The organism is Streptomyces sp. NPDC021749, from assembly GCF_040640655.1.
GTDB lineage: Bacteria > Actinomycetota > Actinomycetes > Streptomycetales > Streptomycetaceae > Streptomyces.
In genome coordinates this window covers 1-16430 of the sequence record NZ_JBFACE010000045.1, presented here as the reverse complement: position 1 = coordinate 16430, position 16430 = coordinate 1, and the positions used below count along the sequence as shown (strand labels likewise).

The 16430-nt window shown below is 70.2% G+C and carries 18 protein-coding genes; 7 read left to right on the top strand and 11 right to left on the bottom strand.

Features of this window, described 5'->3' with window-relative positions; translation table 11 throughout:
• Positions 1 to 294: 294 nt before the first annotated feature.
• Positions 295 to 2988 (top strand): hypothetical protein, encoded by a 2694-nt coding sequence (locus AB0G35_RS31450; RefSeq protein WP_360956483.1) that lies wholly within the window; start codon positions 295 to 297, stop codon positions 2986 to 2988.
• On the opposite strand, the gene AB0G35_RS31445 is transcribed toward AB0G35_RS31450, so the two are convergent.
• The gene (locus AB0G35_RS31445) at positions 2951 to 3259 is read right to left on the bottom strand and encodes a DUF397 domain-containing protein (protein WP_360956481.1); all 309 of its coding nucleotides are present in this window, start codon (positions 3257 to 3259) and stop codon (positions 2951 to 2953) included. The two genes, AB0G35_RS31450 and AB0G35_RS31445, sit on opposite strands and share 38 nt — an antisense overlap.
• Positions 3240 to 4091, bottom strand: coding sequence for a helix-turn-helix transcriptional regulator (locus AB0G35_RS31440; RefSeq protein WP_360956479.1), 852 nt, complete (start codon positions 4089 to 4091; stop codon positions 3240 to 3242). The genes AB0G35_RS31445 and AB0G35_RS31440 overlap by 20 nt, the downstream gene beginning before the upstream one ends.
• A 130-nt stretch (positions 4092 to 4221) precedes the next feature.
• On the opposite strand from AB0G35_RS31440, the gene AB0G35_RS31435 reads away from it, so the two are divergent.
• Together AB0G35_RS31435 and AB0G35_RS31430 are read left to right on the top strand one after the other, a co-directional pair.
• On the top strand, positions 4222 to 4431 hold the full coding sequence (locus AB0G35_RS31435) for a hypothetical protein (protein ID WP_360956477.1): 210 nt from the start codon (positions 4222 to 4224) through the stop codon (positions 4429 to 4431).
• Positions 4428 to 4805 (top strand): ATP-binding protein, encoded by a 378-nt coding sequence (locus AB0G35_RS31430; RefSeq protein WP_360956475.1) that lies wholly within the window; start codon positions 4428 to 4430, stop codon positions 4803 to 4805. Before AB0G35_RS31435 ends, AB0G35_RS31430 begins: the two co-directional genes overlap by 4 nt.
• A 122-nt stretch (positions 4806 to 4927) precedes the next feature.
• On the opposite strand, the gene AB0G35_RS31425 is transcribed toward AB0G35_RS31430, so the two are convergent.
• Positions 4928 to 5128 carry a hypothetical protein gene (locus tag AB0G35_RS31425; protein ID WP_360956567.1) on the bottom strand — a complete coding sequence of 67 codons (201 nt, stop codon included), beginning with the start codon at positions 5126 to 5128 and terminating at the stop codon, positions 4928 to 4930.
• A 195-nt stretch (positions 5129 to 5323) separates the two neighbouring features.
• Positions 5324 to 6037, bottom strand: coding sequence for a TetR/AcrR family transcriptional regulator (locus AB0G35_RS31420; RefSeq protein ID WP_360956473.1), 714 nt, complete (start codon positions 6035 to 6037; stop codon positions 5324 to 5326).
• Positions 6038 to 6392: 355 nt separating this feature from the next.
• Between AB0G35_RS31420 and AB0G35_RS31415 the strand changes: the two genes are divergently transcribed.
• Positions 6393 to 7280 carry an alpha/beta hydrolase gene (locus tag AB0G35_RS31415; protein WP_360956471.1) on the top strand — a complete coding sequence of 296 codons (888 nt, stop codon included), beginning with the start codon at positions 6393 to 6395 and terminating at the stop codon, positions 7278 to 7280.
• An 85-nt stretch (positions 7281 to 7365) separates the two neighbouring features.
• Here the strand turns inward: AB0G35_RS31415 and AB0G35_RS31410 are convergent, their stop codons facing one another.
• Together AB0G35_RS31410 and AB0G35_RS31405 are read right to left on the bottom strand one after the other, a co-directional pair.
• The gene (locus AB0G35_RS31410) at positions 7366 to 7824 is read right to left on the bottom strand and encodes a TIGR03618 family F420-dependent PPOX class oxidoreductase (protein ID WP_360956469.1); all 459 of its coding nucleotides are present in this window, start codon (positions 7822 to 7824) and stop codon (positions 7366 to 7368) included.
• A gap of 54 nt (positions 7825 to 7878) precedes the next feature.
• Entirely contained in the window at positions 7879 to 9330 is a 1452-nt protein-coding gene (locus AB0G35_RS31405) for an MFS transporter (RefSeq protein ID WP_360956559.1), read from the bottom strand.
• A 127-nt stretch (positions 9331 to 9457) separates the two neighbouring features.
• Here AB0G35_RS31405 and AB0G35_RS31400 point away from each other — a divergent pair, with 127 nt between their 5' ends.
• Positions 9458 to 9952: a MarR family winged helix-turn-helix transcriptional regulator gene (locus AB0G35_RS31400; protein WP_360956467.1), complete on the top strand. Its 495-nt coding sequence runs from the start codon at positions 9458 to 9460 to the stop codon at positions 9950 to 9952.
• Between the two features lie 124 nt (positions 9953 to 10076).
• Here the strand turns inward: AB0G35_RS31400 and AB0G35_RS31395 are convergent, their stop codons facing one another.
• From AB0G35_RS31395 to AB0G35_RS31380, 4 genes are all read right to left on the bottom strand, one after another.
• On the bottom strand, positions 10077 to 11417 hold the full coding sequence (locus AB0G35_RS31395) for a dicarboxylate/amino acid:cation symporter (protein WP_360956465.1): 1341 nt from the start codon (positions 11415 to 11417) through the stop codon (positions 10077 to 10079).
• Between the two features lie 490 nt (positions 11418 to 11907).
• A complete protein-coding gene (locus AB0G35_RS31390) occupies positions 11908 to 12198 on the bottom strand; it encodes a DUF4229 domain-containing protein (protein ID WP_360956463.1) in 291 nt (96 codons plus the stop codon).
• Between the two features lie 216 nt (positions 12199 to 12414).
• Positions 12415 to 13578, bottom strand: coding sequence for an aminofutalosine synthase MqnE (mqnE, locus tag AB0G35_RS31385; protein WP_360956557.1), 1164 nt, complete (start codon positions 13576 to 13578; stop codon positions 12415 to 12417).
• A 234-nt stretch (positions 13579 to 13812) separates the two neighbouring features.
• Positions 13813 to 14274 carry an Lrp/AsnC family transcriptional regulator gene (locus AB0G35_RS31380; protein WP_360956461.1) on the bottom strand — a complete coding sequence of 154 codons (462 nt, stop codon included), beginning with the start codon at positions 14272 to 14274 and terminating at the stop codon, positions 13813 to 13815.
• Between the two features lie 119 nt (positions 14275 to 14393).
• On the opposite strand from AB0G35_RS31380, the gene AB0G35_RS31375 reads away from it, so the two are divergent.
• The gene (locus AB0G35_RS31375; RefSeq protein WP_267881512.1) at positions 14394 to 14528 is read left to right on the top strand and encodes a hypothetical protein; all 135 of its coding nucleotides are present in this window, start codon (positions 14394 to 14396) and stop codon (positions 14526 to 14528) included.
• On the opposite strand, the gene AB0G35_RS31370 is transcribed toward AB0G35_RS31375, so the two are convergent.
• Positions 14525 to 15268, bottom strand: a complete 744-nt coding sequence (locus AB0G35_RS31370; protein WP_360956555.1) for a UbiX family flavin prenyltransferase — start codon at positions 15266 to 15268, stop codon at positions 14525 to 14527. The genes AB0G35_RS31375 and AB0G35_RS31370 overlap by 4 nt on opposite strands.
• Positions 15269 to 15723: 455 nt before the next feature.
• Between AB0G35_RS31370 and AB0G35_RS31365 the strand changes: the two genes are divergently transcribed.
• On the top strand, positions 15724 to 16329 hold the full coding sequence (locus tag AB0G35_RS31365; protein WP_360956553.1) for a rhomboid family intramembrane serine protease: 606 nt from the start codon (positions 15724 to 15726) through the stop codon (positions 16327 to 16329).
• Positions 16330 to 16430 lie beyond the last annotated feature (101 nt).

The following is a 16430-nucleotide window of genomic DNA, read 5'->3' as shown; positions in this document are numbered from 1 at the left end:
GCAGCCGTTGCGGTGACCGGCCCGGTCCAGCCCCGTCCGCCTCGGTGACCGGCCCCGTCCGCCCCGTCCGCCTCGTCCGGCCCGGTGACCGGCCCGCTCCGCCCCGTCCGCCTCGGTGACCGGCCCGTTCTGCCCCATCCGGCCCGGTCTACACGGTGGTCGGCCCCGTCCACCCCGGTGACCGGCCCGGCTCGCCGCCGGACGCCCCGTTGGTTGCCCTGTCTACCACCCATCCCACGGGTAGCGTGGGCCGTAAGGCATGAGCCTGACACGGTCGCACGAGGCGTGGGCGCCATGTTCAACAGCGCAGAATCCGAACGCAGTCTGAACGCGCCGCTGCCGGCGCCCCGGTACGTGGGCTGGTGGGTGTGGAGCGCGATGAGCTTCGCCGGGCTGATCGCCGCCCTGGGGCAGGTGGGAGATGGCACCCAGGCCGCATGGAAGGGCCCCGGGCCCTTCGGATTCGTGGGGCAGGTCTTCGGCGGCCTGGGCGCCGTCTTCAGGCCGGGGGACGGCGGCGCGTCGATCGGTGTGCGACTGGCGATCCTGTTGATCATCCTGGTGCTGCTGTACTTCCTGTGGCGGGCGACGCGCGCGTGGCTGGCGTACAAGCCCGGCGCGGTGGACGTCCAGCAGTTGGAGGACGCCACCCCCGAGGGGACGCCGAAGCCAAGCGATGCAGACCTCACCGCCCGGCTGCGCCGCCGCCTCTCCGACAGCAGCATGTACCCACCGGCCACGCTCCCCGCGCAGGCCCCGGCCGAGTCCTTCCTGGAACTGCTCGGCGACGTCGAGATCGACCCGGACAAGCTGGGGACCGCGCTGCCGAAGCTGCTCGGCCGGCTGCGCCCGAAGCTGGCGTACCGGGTCAGCGGAGTGCTCCAGTACAAGGCGGACGGACCGGACCCGTACGGCATGACGGTCACCGTGACCGCGTTCCTCTTCGGCGGCTCGCGCGCGAAGGACGTCTGGGGCAGCGACTGGGACGACGTCATCCGGAAAGCGGGCAGCTGGACCATCTGCACCCTGCTGCCGGTGACCCGCGCGGGACGGATGCCGCCCTGGCGCCGCTGGTGGGGCCAGGAGTTCCCGCCCGAGCTGTACGAGGCGTACCAGGAGGCGAACGCGCTGAGCCGCGCGGGCCGCCAGCACGAGGCGCTGGAGCAGTACTTCACCGCTGTACGTCTGGATCCGGTCAACCCCTACCTCCGGGCGGAACTCGCCGAAACGCAGGAGAAGATGGGGCTGCACATCGATGCACTGGACACCTGCCAGCGGGCGCTCACCCTCGACGGGCAGAGCGCGCGTGAATACCGCAAACGGCTGTGGCTGAGCCACTGGAACCCGAACCTGTGGCGGCGGCTGCGGTATTTCGTGCACCCGCGCGTGTACCGCGAACTGCTCGGCCTCCGGTACCGCAATTCGGTCATCCTGGGCACGTCCGAGAGAACCGCAGAGGACTGGGTCGGGGAAACGGGCACCCAAGGAGAACGGACCAGCAAGAACCTCATTCCCTTGCTGGTGAACCGGTATTGGCCGGCCGCCCTCGACCTCGACTACACGCGCGTGCCCTTCTTCATGTGCCGGAAGAAGCGGAAAGTGCGGAAAGAAGCGGGCCGGGATTCGCTGCGGCAGACGTTGCAGAGCGACGACGTCGCCGAAATCCGGGTCGTGATGCAGCGGGCCGCGATGCAGGAAACGGCGCGCCTCGCCGCCGATGACACCTGGGCCCGGTTCTGGCTCTACTGGCCTTCGTGGGTGTGGAGTTGGACCCGGTTCTTCTGGCCCGTCTCCTACTACCAGAGCGTGCGCGGCGGGGCCTCCTCCGTCACCCGTGGCGCATTCCACATCAACCGGAGGGTGTGGGCCCCGCTGCGTCTGGCCTGGGCGACCAGCACATACGACGAGACCAGGCACCCGTACGAGTGGCGGCTGCCTTATACCTGGCGCCTCCCGGTGAACCCGCTCCATTGGAAGCAACTGAAGATCCGGCCCCTCCGTTGGCGGCTCGCTCTCGCGGCGCTTCTCTGGGCGCGTCATGACTGGCACACGCACTACAACACCGCATGTGTGTATGCCGTGGCCATGAATGCACCCGCTTCGGACACGACCGTGCAGCGGAAACTCGCCGGGCGCGCCATCTCCCACCTCGACCATGCGATACAGGCCACGCGGGGCAAGGCTGCCGCCGTCGAACGGTCATGGCTGGTCAAGGAGGACGCCGATCTCAAGGCGCTGCAGGACAAGGACAACCCCACGAGCACGCTCTTCAACAACTTCGTGCGGACGATGTACCCCAGCGCGGAGACGTTCGAGCAGAGCCCGCCCAGCAGCCGTTCCGAGGCGCAACTACGGGAATACGACTACCGGCTCCTCGAAGAGATCGCCAAGGTCATGCAGGAGCTCTGGAGCCAGCGCTACGCGCAGGGCGACGCGGATATCCGGCTCGCCACGGAATGGCTCCGGACGGAGCGCGGCATCTGGAAGTCGGTACGGGAGATCGCCGATCCGGACAGCCGGCGCAGATGGCAGGACCGGGTGAGTTTCATCCGCTACCTGCAGGCGAACTGCCAGCCCGCGGCGACGTCCGCGCTGGGTTTCCCGCCCCCGCTGGTCCCGGACGAAACTGCCGGGCAGAACGGTCACCCGGATTCCGGCGAGATCGAGAAATCGCTGACCACTCTCCAGCACGATCTGGAAAGGCGACGGGCGCTCGCCCGCGCGAGCGGTGCTCTCGACCGGCCCTACGCCAACTGCCAGCGGGGTCAGCGGGTGCTGCGGGAGGCCGCCGCGAACGGGGTGACCCGTCTGGACGCGAAGGTGGTCCAGCGGCTCTCCACGGGGTACGCGGCGGCCTGGCAGACCCTCGACGACTGGCTGGCGGGCGAGGCCGACCACCGGGCGTTCAGCCAGGCGGTGAAAGACGTGCCGCAATTGACGCGTCGCCGCGTCACCGCGCTACGCGAGGCGAGAACGTTGCGGATTTGACCGCGGAGACGAAGGCGGACCAGGCCGCCGCGGGGATGACCAGGGCGGGGCCGGCGGGGTCCTTGGAGTCGCGGACGGGGACCACGCCGCCGCTTACGGTGTCGGCGACTTCGAGGCAGTTGCCGCCGCTGCCGTTGCTGTAGCTGGACTTACGCCACTGGGCAGCGCCGCTGAAACCCTCCGCCACTTCGAGGCAGTCTCCTCCGCTGCCATTGCTGTAGCTGCTTTTTCTCCAGCGTGCGGCGCTCAAGTCAGGCTGGCTGGTTGCCATTTCGATAGTCCTCAGCCGCATTCTCGATCAGGTTGAGGGACGCCTCCGGCGGCAGCGTGGCGGCCCTGAGCCGATCGTACGACCTGCGGTACTCCTTCACGAGAGCCGGATCGTCGATGGTGTCTCCCGTGTGCAGCGACTCCGTGTAGACCAGCGGCGGAGCGTCGGCGAAGGTCATGATCTTCGCCGTACCGAGCATGAACGGGTGCGCCCCGCAGTTCCACGGCAGCACCTGTGGAGTGATGCGGCACCGGCGTGCCAAGGCCGTGATGTGGTCGAGCTGTTCGGCCATCGCGTCCGGCGGGAGGATCGGCAGCCGGAGCAGCGATTCGTGCAGGATCACCCAGTACTCGGGCCTGACCGGGTCGTCGAACAGCCTGGCTCGCGCCAGCCGGGCGTTGACCTTGGCGTCCGTCTCCTCAAGCGGCTCGACGGGATGAGTGGCCCGGACGACCGCCCGTGCGTACGCGCCCGTCTGCAACAGACCCGGGATGAGGCTGGGGCACCATTCCTCGATGAGGTCCGCGTGCTTCTCGGCCTCCAGCACCTTCTCGAAGTACTCCGCATGCCCGCTCCGCCGCGCCTTCCGTACGTCCTCGCACCGCCGCTCGAAGAACCCGTCCGTGTCCAGCACGCGGTCGACGTGCCGGGCGAGGTCCAGCGGCATCCGTCGCGTTCCGCGCTCGATTTCGCTGAGGTAGCTCGCGCCGTAGAAGCTGCCGTCGACCGTTTCCTGGAGCGTGCGGCCCGCTGCCTCCCGCTTCCAGCGCAGCTCGGCACCGTAGAAGGCGGGGACGCTCGCCGATCCGTCAACGTCTTTGCGTGCGGGCATGGTTCACCGTTCCACGGTTCGCGCAGTGGGGTCCGAACCCCTTCAACGTTACGCCGCGTGACGGCACTCTGTGAGGCGTTCGTCACCATCCGCACACGGCCTGCGGGCCAGACAGGAAGGCGTACCACCCATGCCCAGCCACCTCCACGACGAGGTCCACGACTGCACCGAGCTGCTACGGAGTGCGCTGCGGGCCCACGACATCACGTTGCCGTCGCTCGGCGTCGATCTGCCGGGGCTCGCGGGCAGCTACGCGCTGCCGCTCGTGGCACTCGGTAACTGCAATACGGAGACCGCCCGCCGGCTCGCCGACGTGCTGCGGAAGGCGGCCGGGCGGTGAGAGCGCCGGGCGGGCCGCTCACGCTGGAGCTGCTCGCCGTGCCGAAGGAGGTGCCGGGGCTGCGGCGGGCGGTGCGGGCGCATCTGGGCGGGCCGTGCGCGGACGTGCAGCTGTGTGTGAGCGAGATAGTGGGGAACGTGATCCGGCACCTGGGGGAGGGCACTCCGGTGACCGTGCACATCAGGAGCGCGGCCGGGGGCCGTACCCGTGTCGAGGTGAACGATCCCGATCCGCGGGCGCTGCCGGTGCTGGTGCGGGCGGCGGAGGACGCGGAAACCGGGCGCGGTATGGCGCTGCTGGACGCGGTCGCGGTGCGGTGGGGCGTACGGCAGGGGGCGGGCCGGAAGACCGTGTGGTGCGGGGTCGCGGGGTAGCCGCGGCCCGGACCGCTGCCCCGCCAGCACCCGGGCAGCGCAAAGGCCCCGTGCCACCTCCCCCACAGAGGTGACACGGGGTTCCAGTTTGACGCGCGGACGGCCCTGGCTCCAGAGGGGGGTCACGTCCTTTCGTAAAGGGCTTCTATGTCTTTGGCGAAATCTCGCGCCGCGGCGGCCCGCCACAGCTTCAGGGAGGGGGTGAGATGTCCGGTCTGTTCGCTGAATTCCGCGGGGAGGACCGCGAAGCGGCGGATGGACTCGGCGCGGGAGACGAGCGCGTTGGCGTCGCCGACGGCGCCCAGGTCGCGGTGGGGAGCCATCTGTCGGGGTCGGTTGCGCGTCGTAGAGCTTGCGGGCGGCCTTGAGGGCGACGCCGGGGCCGCAGGAGTCGGGGAAGCCGGAGGAACCCGGAGGAGCCGGAGTCGGGAACAGCAGCCGCAGGAGGCGGAGGAACCGAAGGAACCGGAATCAGGAACAGCAGCCGCAAGAGGCGGAAGAGCCGGAGTGAGGAGCACTCACGCGTACTCGCCGTGGCTGCCGGGTGGGCCCGCCGGGCCGGCGGGCCCACCCGGCGCCCAGCGCTGCCCCGCCATCAAGCGGCCCAGGCCGGCCCAGGCGAAGTTCATCATCGTGGCGGCGGCGTCCTTCGCCGTCGGATGCACGCGCTCCCCCGAAGGCCCCTCGTCCGTACGGACGTTGGCCCATTCCGCGAGCGACTCGGCCGCGCCGACCAGGGCGTGCGCGAGCCCGGCCACCTCGCGTTCGGCCAGTTCACCGGCGCAGCCCGCCTCCTTCGCGGCGACGCCGATCAGGTCCGTGACGAAGGAGACGACCTCCGCGCGCATGGCGGCGACTTCGCGCGCGAACGGTTCGCCGTGCGTACGGGCCTGCTGGTGGAGTACGGCCCAGCCGTCCGGGTGCTCGGCGGTGTGCGTGAAGAAGCCGCGCAGGCCGCTCCACAGCTGGTGGTCGGCCGCGGCGCGGGGCTCCACGGCCGCGGTCACGGCCGCCACCAGCGCCGCCGACTCGCGCCGGATCACCGTGCTGAACAGTTCTTCCTTCGAGTTCAGGTAGAGGTAGACCAGCGGTTTGGAGACCCCGGCCACCTCGGCGATCTCGTCCATCGACGCCGCTCGGTAGCCGCGCCGGGCGAAGGTCCGCACCGCGGCATCGAGCATCTGCTGCTCCCGGACGGCCCTCGGCACCCGCTTGCTCTTCACAGCTCCCACCCTGAATATCCCTCCGCCCCGCCCCTTTACCGCAAAGTAAGTTTACGATCTTCGCCTTCCGCGCCCGGGTTTCCGACGGCTTCCCGCCATCCGCAGGACGGCAGCATCCACAGCACCCCTCCCTCTGCTTGCACAGATTTTCTTGAAGCCGTTTGACAGCGCCGGGCGCGCGGCGAGACGATACGTTTCGGTTCGCTTCCCTTCGCTTTTCCTTCGCTTCCCTTCGCTTCGATTCGCTTCGCGCGTCGGTCGGCCGCTTCGATTCGGGTCGGTCGGCGTCGTTTCTTTTCGTTTCCTCACAGGGCCGAGGGGCTGACCACCCCTTCACCCGCTTCGCTTCCTGGAGAACATCACCGTGCAGCAGTTCATCGACGCCGCCCCCGGCATCCGCCTGTGGACCGAGCAGCGCGGCGCCGCCGATGCGCCCCCGCTGCTGCTCGTCATGGGGGCCCAGGCGAGCGGCGTCGGCTGGCCGGACGAGCTGGTCGACGCGCTGGCCGAGCACCACCGGGTGATCCGCTACGACCACCGCGACACCGGCCGCTCCACCTGGTCGTATGACGACCGGCCGTACCGGATCGCCGATCTCGCGGACGACGTGATCGCCGTCCTGGACGGGCTGGGCATCGAGCGTGCGCATCTCGTCGGCATGTCATTGGGCGGCATGCTGGCCCAGATGGTGCTCGCCGACCACCCCGACCGATGGATCGGCGCCACTCTCATCGGCACCATGGCCCTCAGCACCACCCCCTACACCGCGCCGGACGGCACCGTCGTACCGGTCGGTGAGCTCCCCGGTATCAGGCCCGAGGTCCTGGAGCTGTGGGCCCGCCCGGTCGAGGACCACGGCCCGGCGGCGGAGGTGGCGCGCCGGCTCGAACACTGGCGGGTACTCGCCGGTAGTCAACTCCCGTTCGACGCCGAGTACTACGGTGCCCTGGATCGGCGGGTCATCGAGCACACCGGGCACCACCGGGTGGGCACCGCGCACGGGCGGGCGGACGACAGCGGGATGCTGCGTACGGAGCAGCTGGCGCGGAACGAGGTGCCCACGCTGGTGATCGCGGCGCCCGCCGAGCCGGTGTTCCCACCGCCGCATCCGCAGCACCTCGCGCAGTGCATCGGCGGCGCGCATCTCGTCGAGATCCCGGGGATGGGGCACGCCCTGCCGCCGGCCGTACAGGGGCCGCTGGCGGAGGCGATCCTGGCGCACACGGGGGCGGTGACGGCGACGACGGCCTGACAGGTGCGCGCTTGCCCCAACGGGAGACCCCTTGGGGAGCCCCTTGGGGAGCCCCCCTTGGGGAACTCCCCGCCCCTTGGGCGTGTCAGGAGCCTTCGGTGACGTCCAGTGCCGTGCCGTAGAGGCGGGACACCTTGAGGCGGAGGACGACGCGCCGTTCGGCGACGGCCTCCGCCAGGAAGGCGTCCTCGTCCAGCGGGGCCCCGCCCGCGGCCGCCATGGCGAGCAGTTCGCGGCCGACCGCGTCGCCGGGGACGGTGGTGGGCGGCGAGACCTCCACCTCGCCCTCGGCGACCGCGTAGGCCCACACATCGCGGCTGACGTGCAGGGCGGCGTGCGGATCGGCGCGCAGGTGGCGGGGCTTGAGGCGGTCCTGCGTGCTGGAGACCCGTACGATCCGCTCCGCCGGGTCCCAGCGGTACAGGACGGTGGCGAGGTGCGGGTGGCCGGTCTTGCGGACGCTGGCGAGCACGCCGAACTGCTGCTCCTGGAGGATGCCGTCGAGTTCGGTGTCGGTGAGGACGAGGGGGGCGGGGCCGGGCATGGGGTGCTCCGTTTCGGTGGGTGGGGGGCTTGTGGTCGTTCGTGTGGTGCCGGTTCAGGCCGCCACCGCCACGTCCGGCACCACGGTCACGTCCGGCGCCGTGGGCCGCCGCAGCAGGACCGTGGCGGCCAGCAGGGCCAGGACGAGCAGTCCGGCGCCGGTGGCGAAGGCGACGTGGTAGCCGGCGGTGAGGGCTTCGGGGCGGGGGCTGCCCTGCCGGGTGAGGGCGTCGGTGCGGCCGGCCGCCAGGGTGGACAGCGCCGCGACGCCGAGCGCCGAGCCGAGCTGCTGGGTGGTGTTGAACAGGCCGGAGGCGAGTCCGGCGTCCCGGCTGTCGATGCCGGACATGCCGAGTCCGGTGAGCGCGGGCAGGGCCAGGCCGAATCCGGCCGCGAGCAGCATCACGGGCAGCAGATCGGTGACGTAGGAGGCGTGCACGGGCAGCCGGGCGAGCAGGGCGAGGGCGCCGATCAGCGGGACGAGGGCGGTACGCAGCACGGCGCGCTCCCCGTAGCGGGCGATCAGCCGGGCCGAGACGCCCAGCGAGACGGCGCCGATGGCCAGGGCGGCGGGGAGCATCGCCAGCCCGGTACGGGCGGCGTCGTAGCCGCGTACGCCCTGCAGGTAGAGCGCCACCAGCACCTGGAAGGCGAACAGGGCGGCGATCATGAGCATTTGGACGAGATTGGCCGTGACCACGGCGCGCGAGCGCAGCAGGCGCGGCGGCAGCAGCGGGGTGCGGGCCCGGGACTGGCGCAGGAAGAAGGCGGCGACCAGTGCCGTTCCGGCGAGCGCCGGAACCAGCGTGTGCGGCGAAGTCCAGCCGTACGTCGCGGTGTTGACGATGCCGTACAGCGTCGCCATGAGGCCTGCGGTGATCAGGAGCGCTCCCCAGGCGTCGGCCCCGGCCCGCAGACCGGGCCCCCGGCCTGCGGGCAGTGCGGGTCCGGCCAGGGCGAGGACGGCGGCCCCGATGGGCAGGTTGATCAGGAAGACCCAGTGCCAGTCCAGGGCGTCGGTCAGCAGGCCGCCGAGCACCTGGCCGATCGAGGCCCCGGCGGCGCCGGTGAAGCTGAACACCGCGAGGGCACGGGCCCGTTCGCGCCCCTCGGGGTAGAGGGCGGCGAGGATGCCGAGGCCCACGGCCGCCGTCATGGCGCTGCCGATGCCCTGCAGGAAGCGGGCGGCTAGCAGCACGGCGGGGCCGGAGGCGAGACCTGCCAGCAGGGACGAGGCGGTGAAGACGGCGGTGCCGGCGACGAACATCCGCTTGCGCCCGAGGAGGTCGCCGAGCCGCCCGGCAAGGAGCAGCAGGCTGCCGAAGGCGACGAGATAGGCGTTGACGACCCAGCTCAGGCCCTCGGGGCGGAACCGGAGGTCGTGCTGGATGGCAGGCATGGCCACGGTGACGATGGAGCCGTCCAGCACGATCATCAGCGTGCTGGCGGCGGTGACGCCGAGGGCGAGGCCGCGTCGCGGTGAACGGGGAGGCACGGAACGGGACATGGGCACGGTGGCGCCCTCCTGTCGCAGTACGTACGGAGGCGCGCCGGGCGGCGCGACAGAGGGACCGTAACAGATAGTTCCGTTGCAGACTATATTTCTCGGACCGAACCTGGATTACGCTGGATCCATGACCGCCATGTCACCGGCCCCGACCCGCACCCAGCCGGACCTCTCCTACCTGCTGGACCACACCGGACATGTGCTGCGCACCCAGATGGCGGCGGCACTCGCCGAGATCGGCCTCACCGCCCGCATGCACTGCGTCCTGGTGCACGCGCTGGAGGAGGAACGCACCCAGATCCAGCTCGCCGAGATCGGCGACATGGACAAGACCACGATGGTGGTGACCGTCGACGCCCTGGAGAAGGCCGGCCTCGCCGAGCGCCGCCCCTCCAGCACCGACCGGCGGGCCCGGATCATCGCCGTCACGGAGGAGGGCGCACGCACCGCCGAACGCAGCCAGCGGATCGTGGACGAGGTGCACGAACGAGCCCTCGCAGCCCTCCCCGACGAGGACCGCGAAACCTTCCTCCGCCTCCTCACCCACCTGGCCACCGGCCACCTGAGCACCCCCACCCCCGGCCCCGGCCCCACCGCCCGCCGGGTCCGCCAGCGCAGCTAGGCGCGCGCGACGCGAGGAGCCGGAGAGCTGAGAGCCGACAGAGCCCGGCCGGCAGACGAGGCGGAAACGTCTGCGCCCCGACCTAAAGAAGGTCGGGGCGCAGTCGGAAAGCAACCGGCTCAGGCTATGCGGCAGCCGGCACGGCGACCTTCTCCTCCGTGTCAGGAGCAGTGGCCGCGGTCAGGCTGATGCTCTTGGCGCTGTTGTACGCCTCGCGGTCCAGGATCTTCTCCCTGGCGGAGACCAGGATCGGGATGACCGACTGACCGGCCACGTTGGTGGCCGTGCGCATCATGTCCAGGATCGGGTCGATGGCCATCAGCAGACCGACGCCCTCCAGGGGCAGGCCCAGGGTGGAGAGGGTCAGGGTCAGCATGACCGTGGCACCGGTGAGGCCAGCGGTGGCGGCCGAGCCGATGACGGAGACGAACGCGATCAGGATGTAGTCGCCGACGCCGAGCTGGACGTCGAAGATCTGGGCGATGAAGATCGCGGCGATCGCCGGGTAGATCGAGGCGCAGCCGTCCATCTTGGTCGTCGAGCCGAACGGCACCGCGAAGGAGGCGTACTCGCGCGGCACGCCGAGCCGCTCGGTGACCTTCTGGGTGACCGGCATGGTGCCGACCGAGGAGCGGGAGACGAAGGCCAGCTGGATGGCGGGCCAGGCGCCGCGGAAGAACTGCAGCGGGTTGGCCTTGGCGACGGTCGCCAGCAGCAGCGGGTAGACGCCGAAGAGGACGAGCGCGCAGCCGACGTAGATGTCGACGGTGAAGGTCGCGTACTTGCCGATCAGGTTCCAGCCGTACGTCGCGATGGCGTTGCCGATGAGGCCGACGGTGCCGATCGGGGCGAGGCGGATGACCCACCACAGGGCCTTCTGCAGCAGTTCGAGGACCGAGCGGCTGAGCCCCAGGACCGGCTCGGCCTTCTCGCCGAGCTGGAGCGCGGCGATACCGGCGACGGCCGCCATGAAGACGATCTGCAGCACGTTCAGCTCGGTGAACGGGGTGATGACGTCGGTCGGGACGATGCCGGTCAGGAAGTCGATCCAGGAGCCGGCGTGGTCGGGGAGCTTGCCGTCCTTGGGGGTGAGGCCGGTGCCCGCGCCGGGGTGGGTGAGCAGGCCGATGGCCAGGCCGATCGCCACCGCGATCAGCGAGGTGGCCATGAACCACAGCAGGGTGCGGGTGGCGAGCCGGGCGGCGTTGTTGACCTGCCGCAGGTTGGTGATCGACACCAGGATCGCGAAGAACACCAGCGGGGCGACGGCCAGCTTGAGCAGCTGGACGAAGAGGTCGCCGATGTGCTGAAGCGTCGAGGTGAGCCAGCCGAGGTCATTGCTCTTGGCTACCCAGCCGAGCAGCACACCCAGGACGAGACCCGCCAGGATCTGGGCCCAGAACGGGACCTTGGGTATGCGGGAGGACTTCGGCGTCTTCGTGGAAGGCGCGGACGAGGTGGACACGGACACACTCCGGGAACAGGTAAGGCGTCGGGAAACGGCGTGAAAAAGCGCCAGGAGGTCCGTACGGAAGAGCAGGATCTCCGGCCGCTGCAAGAGGTCGGTCAGCGGCGACGACAGGCCGCGGACATACAGCGGCAAAGATCGACGTGCAGGCGCACCACGAGCGGAACGCTCATGGGGGTCGGAGGCGCAGCTGCTGTCTTCATGAGAAGTACGTTAACACTCGAACTTTGAGGAACCCAAAGAAAATCTTTGAGTTCCATGGAGGTGCCCCGGGGAACCGGAAGCGGAACGGGCGTCAACAACGCGGCAGGCGCCGGCCCGTGGAGACAAACTCCAGGGGCCGGCGCCTGCCGGACGGATGAGGGGGCGTGAGGTGTCTCACTGCCGCGGGGACGGGCGGTCGGGGCGCCTCACTGCCCCGGGGTGGCTCGTTGCCGCGGGGCGGCTCCCTGCCGCGGGCGCCGGTGGGGTGGCGCCGGGGCGGGCGTCAGGAGAGGTCGTCCTCCTGGCCCGCGTTGGCCGCGATGCGCTGACGCTGGCGGTCGACCTTGGCGACGATCTGCTCGGACATCGCGTCCCGCTGCTTGCGCAGCAGTACGAAGCTGAGCGGCGCGGAGATCACGATGGCGAGCAGCAGCATCCAGACGGTGTTCGACGCACCCACCGCGAGCGGAATGATCCGGAAGTAGGACAGCACCCACACCACCGCGAAGCAGGCGACGAACAGGCCGAGGCGAAGGGCGGTGTAGCGGAGCGTGGCGAAGTTGGGGCTACTCACGGACGGGACCTTCTTCTCAACGGCAACCGAAAGGGTCGCCTCCAGTCAAGCACAACGGCAGGGGCGATCTTCCGGGCCCCTGCCGCATACATCGGCCCCACCAACGGGCCCCACGGACGGGGCCCACCGGCGGGGCCTTGCCTTCGAGCCCTACGAGACCTACGTGACCTACAGGACCTCACCCAGGGTGAGCCGCGGCCTCCGCCGGCGTGGTGCTCAGACGCGCATCGGCTGGGGCGACTCACGGCGGTCCGGGTCCGGGCCCGGGTACTCGCGGATCGCCTCGTAGCGCGTGTTGCGCTCGACGGGGCGGAAGCCGGCGTCGCGGATCAGCTCCAGCAGGTCCTCGCGGGTCAGCTTGTTCGGCGTGCCGTAGTTGTCCGCGTCGTGCGTGATCTTGTACTCGACGACCGAGCCGTCCATGTCGTCCGCACCGTGCTGGAGCGCGAGCTGGGTGGTCTGCAGACCGTGCATCACCCAGAAGCACTTGACGTGCGGGACGTTGTCGAACAGCAGACGGGAGACCGCGAAGACCTTGAGCGCCTCGGCGCCGGTCGCCATGGTCGTGCGCGCCTGGAGGCGGTTGCGGATCTTGCCGTCCTTCATGTCGACGAAGTCGTGCTGGTAGCGCAGCGGGATGAAGACCTGGAAACCGCCGGTCTCGTCCTGGAGTTCACGCAGCCGCAGCACGTGGTCGACGCGGTGCCGGGGCTCCTCGATGTGCCCGTAGAGCATCGTCGAGGGCGTCTTGAGGCCCTTCTCGTGCGCCAGGCGGTGGATCCGCGACCAGTCCTCCCAGTGGGTGCGGTGGTCGACGATGTGCTGCCGGACCTCCCAGTCGAAGATCTCGGCGCCGCCGCCGGTGAGCGACTCCAGGCCGGCGTCGATCAGCTCGTCGAGGATCTCGGAGGCGGTCATGCCGGAGATCGTCTCGAAGTGGTGGATCTCCGTCGCGGTGAAGGCCTTGAGGGAGACGTTCGGCAGGGCCTGCTTCAACTCGCGCAGGGAGCGCGGGTAGTAGCGCCACGGCAGGTTGGGGTGCAGGCCGTTGACGATGTGCAGCTCGGTGAGGTTCTCGTTCTCCATCGCCTTGGCGAGGCGGACGGCCTCCTCGATGCGCATCGTGTACGCGTCCTTCTCCCCCGGCTTGCGCTGGAAGGAGCAGTACGCGCAGGACGCGGTGCACACGTTCGTCATGTTGAGGTGACGGTTGACGTTGAAGTGGACGACGTCACCGTTCTTGCGGGTACGCACCTCGTGGGCGAGACCGCCCAGCCATGCCAGGTCGTCGCACTCGTAGAGGGCGATACCGTCCTCGCGGGTCAGCCGCTCCCCGGCGTGGACCTTCGCCTCCAGCTCACGCTTGAGGCCCACATCCATCGACGCAGCCATCCGGTCGCCTCCCAGTCTCTGCCGTATCTGTGCCGACCCGCGGCACGGTTGCGGTGCCGGAAACGGGCTTCGTCGAGCGTACTCCCCCGTAATCGGCGCGGACGGGGCGCCCTTGGCGCGCCCGCCCACGGCCGGTGTGTCCGCGCGGGGGACGCTCGGCCCCTCCGCTCCGCCCCGCCGCCTGGTCGCTGCCGGCCCCCGGTCACCGCCGGCCCCCGGTCGCTACTCCGCGCCCTCTTCGGGCAGTTCCCCGACGCGGTTCTCCCACTTGGTGGACAGCACGATCGTGGTGCGCGTACGGGAGACGCCCTTGGTGCCGGACAGCCGCCGGATGGTGCGCTCCAGCCCGTCCACGTCGCCCACCCGGACCTTGAGCATGTACGAGTCGTCGCCCGCGATGAACCAGCAGTCCTCGATCTCTTCGAGGTCGCGCAGCCGGCGGGCCACGTCCTCGTGGTCGGCCGCGTCCGACAGCGAGATGCCGACCAGGGCGGTGACGCCGAGGCCGAGCGAGGCGGCGTTGACCGTCGCGCGGTAGCCGGTGATCACACCCGCCGCTTCGAGGCGGTTGATCCGGTCGGTGACGCTCGGCCCGGAGAGGCCGACGAGCCGGCCGAGCTCCGCATACGAGGCCCGGCCGTTCTCACGCAGCGCCTGGATGAGCTGCCTATCCACCGCGTCCATGCCCTCAAGCCTTCCAATCTTTACGCATTTTCGAGTTCTGCATGTAGAATCTAAGGCATACAGGGCCTTGACCCTGCGATTTTCAAGCGATCAAAGACGATCTCACAGGAGTTGTCACCGTGTACTCGATCGAGATGGCCTACGCCCGCATGCGCGAGCTGCAGGACCAGGCCAATCGTTCACGTGCCCACAAGCCCGCCGAGCCGCGGGCCCGGCGCCGCTTCGGGCGCGCCGCCGCGGCGAAGAAGCGCTAAGGAGCGTCCGGGGCCTCCTCCTCGTCCTTGGAGCCACCCCGAAGCTCCCCCTCCCAGCGCCGGTACAACCCGTGCGGCACCTCCGCCGCATCGAGCACCCGGCCCGCGACGAAATCCACCAGATCCTGGATGTGCGTCGCCCCCGCATAGAACGCCGGCGAGGCGGGCAGCACGATCGCGCCCGCCTCGTCCAGCGTCACCAGATGCTTCAGCGTCGGCCCGTTCAGCGGAGTCTCCCGCACCGCGACCACCAGCCGCCGCCGCTCCTTGAGCGTCACGCTCGCCACCCGCTGCAGCAGGTCCTTCGACAGCCCCAGCGCCACCCCGGCCACGCACGCCGTACTGGCGGGGACGATCAGCATCCCCTTCACCGGGTACGAACCCGACGACGGCCCGGCCGCCAGATCCCCGGCCGGCCAGTAGCGCACCCGCGCCAGCTCCGCGTCCGTCACCCGAAACGTCTCCGGCTTTCCGTCCGCCCCGCGCGCCAGCCATTCCCGCAGGTCGGCACGCCAATGCGCATCCCGGAACGCAATCCCGGTCTCATCCAGCAACGTCAACCGCGACGCCCGGCTCACCACCAGGTCCACCGCCTCCCCGGCAGCGAGCAGCCCCCGCAGCACGGAGGCCGCATACGGCGTCCCGGACGCCCCGGAAACCCCGACGACCCAGGGCCGACGCCCCTCGGCACCTTGCCGGCCGGTGTCGGCGGGGGCATCGGCAGGGACATCGGCAGGGATGTCGAGACGGTCGTCGCGATGGACGTCGCGATGGACGTCGTCACGCGCGTCCTGACGGGCGTCTTGCCGGTCGTCTTGCCGAGCGTCTTGCCGGGCGTCCTGCTGAATGTCCTGACGGAGGTTGCGACTCACGTCGTGACTCACGTGGTGACTCCCGTCGTGACTCCTGTCGTCACTGGTGTCGTCACTGGCGTCGGGACTGGTGTTGTTGTGCGGCGGCTCCACGCATCGAGCCTATCCGGCGGAACCAGGAACCCGGTCATGGCCGTTCTTAGCTGTGGGACGGGGGCCTGGACGGGTACGGAACGAACGGGTCCGGGCAGTCCGGGCGGGCACTGAAGCGGAGCGGGAACAGAACGGAACGGAACTGACGAGGACGATGAGGGGCGGACGAGAATGAGGGGCAGGCAGGGATGACCGGCACAGGACGAACCGCGGCGACGGGGCGGAACGCGATGCGCGACGGACGGGCGAGGCCCGTAACGTGCCTGATGCTGATGCTGGGCTGGGTCGCGCTGCTCTGGCTGCTGGAAGGCGTCGACGTCGTCACCGGCGGGGCCCTGGACACCTTCGGCATACAGCCGCGCGAGCCCTCCGAGCTCGTCGACGTCGTACCGGCCGCCTTCCTCCACTTCGGCTTCGGTCACCTGGCTGCCAACACCCTGCCGTTGCTGCTGCTCGGCTTCCTCGCCGCCCTGCGCAGCGGCATCCGCCGCTTCCTGGCCGTCGTGCTGCTGATCATCTGCGCCAGCGGCCTGGGCGTCTGGCTCACCGCAGCGCCTGGCAGCAACACCGCGGGCGCCTCCGGCGTCATCTTCGGCCTCTTCGGCTACCTCCTGGTGCGCGGCTTCATCGAGCGCTCCCTCCTCGACATCGCCATCGGCCTCGCCGTCGGCGCGGTCTACGGGTCGATCCTCTGGGGCGCCCTCCCCATGACCGCTGGCCAGGTCAGCTGGCAGGCCCACCTCTTCGGCCTCGTGGGCGGCATCACCGCCGCCTTCACCCTCCGCACCCGACCCCACCCCGCCCTCCCAAGCCCCTCACTCCCCACAAGGAACTAGCAACCACTAGGGAGCGTATTTGGTTGTGATCAAGGGGCCGCTCGCGTGAGGTCCTTGATCCAGATCACGGAGGCCCGGAGGTGGAGTCCCGCGAGGTAGCT

Coding starts and splice junctions, on each gene's coding strand:
- AB0G35_RS31450 (WP_360956483.1), top strand. CDS start 295: ATGTTCAACAGCGCAGAATCCGAACGCAGTCTGAACGCGCCGCTGCCG.
- AB0G35_RS31445 (WP_360956481.1), bottom strand. CDS start 3,259: ATGGCAACCAGCCAGCCTGACTTGAGCGCCGCACGCTGGAGAAAAAGC.
- AB0G35_RS31440 (WP_360956479.1), bottom strand. CDS start 4,091: ATGCCCGCACGCAAAGACGTTGACGGATCGGCGAGCGTCCCCGCCTTC.
- AB0G35_RS31435 (WP_360956477.1), top strand. CDS start 4,222: ATGCCCAGCCACCTCCACGACGAGGTCCACGACTGCACCGAGCTGCTA.
- AB0G35_RS31425 (WP_360956567.1), bottom strand. CDS start 5,128: ATGGCTCCCCACCGCGACCTGGGCGCCGTCGGCGACGCCAACGCGCTC.
- AB0G35_RS31410 (WP_360956469.1), bottom strand. CDS start 7,824: ATGCCCGGCCCCGCCCCCCTCGTCCTCACCGACACCGAACTCGACGGC.
- AB0G35_RS31405 (WP_360956559.1), bottom strand. CDS start 9,330: ATGTCCCGTTCCGTGCCTCCCCGTTCACCGCGACGCGGCCTCGCCCTC.
- AB0G35_RS31400 (WP_360956467.1), top strand. CDS start 9,458: ATGACCGCCATGTCACCGGCCCCGACCCGCACCCAGCCGGACCTCTCC.
- mqnE (WP_360956557.1), bottom strand. CDS start 13,578: ATGGATGTGGGCCTCAAGCGTGAGCTGGAGGCGAAGGTCCACGCCGGG.
- AB0G35_RS31380 (WP_360956461.1), bottom strand. CDS start 14,274: ATGGACGCGGTGGATAGGCAGCTCATCCAGGCGCTGCGTGAGAACGGC.
- AB0G35_RS31365 (WP_360956553.1), top strand. CDS start 15,724: ATGCGCGACGGACGGGCGAGGCCCGTAACGTGCCTGATGCTGATGCTG.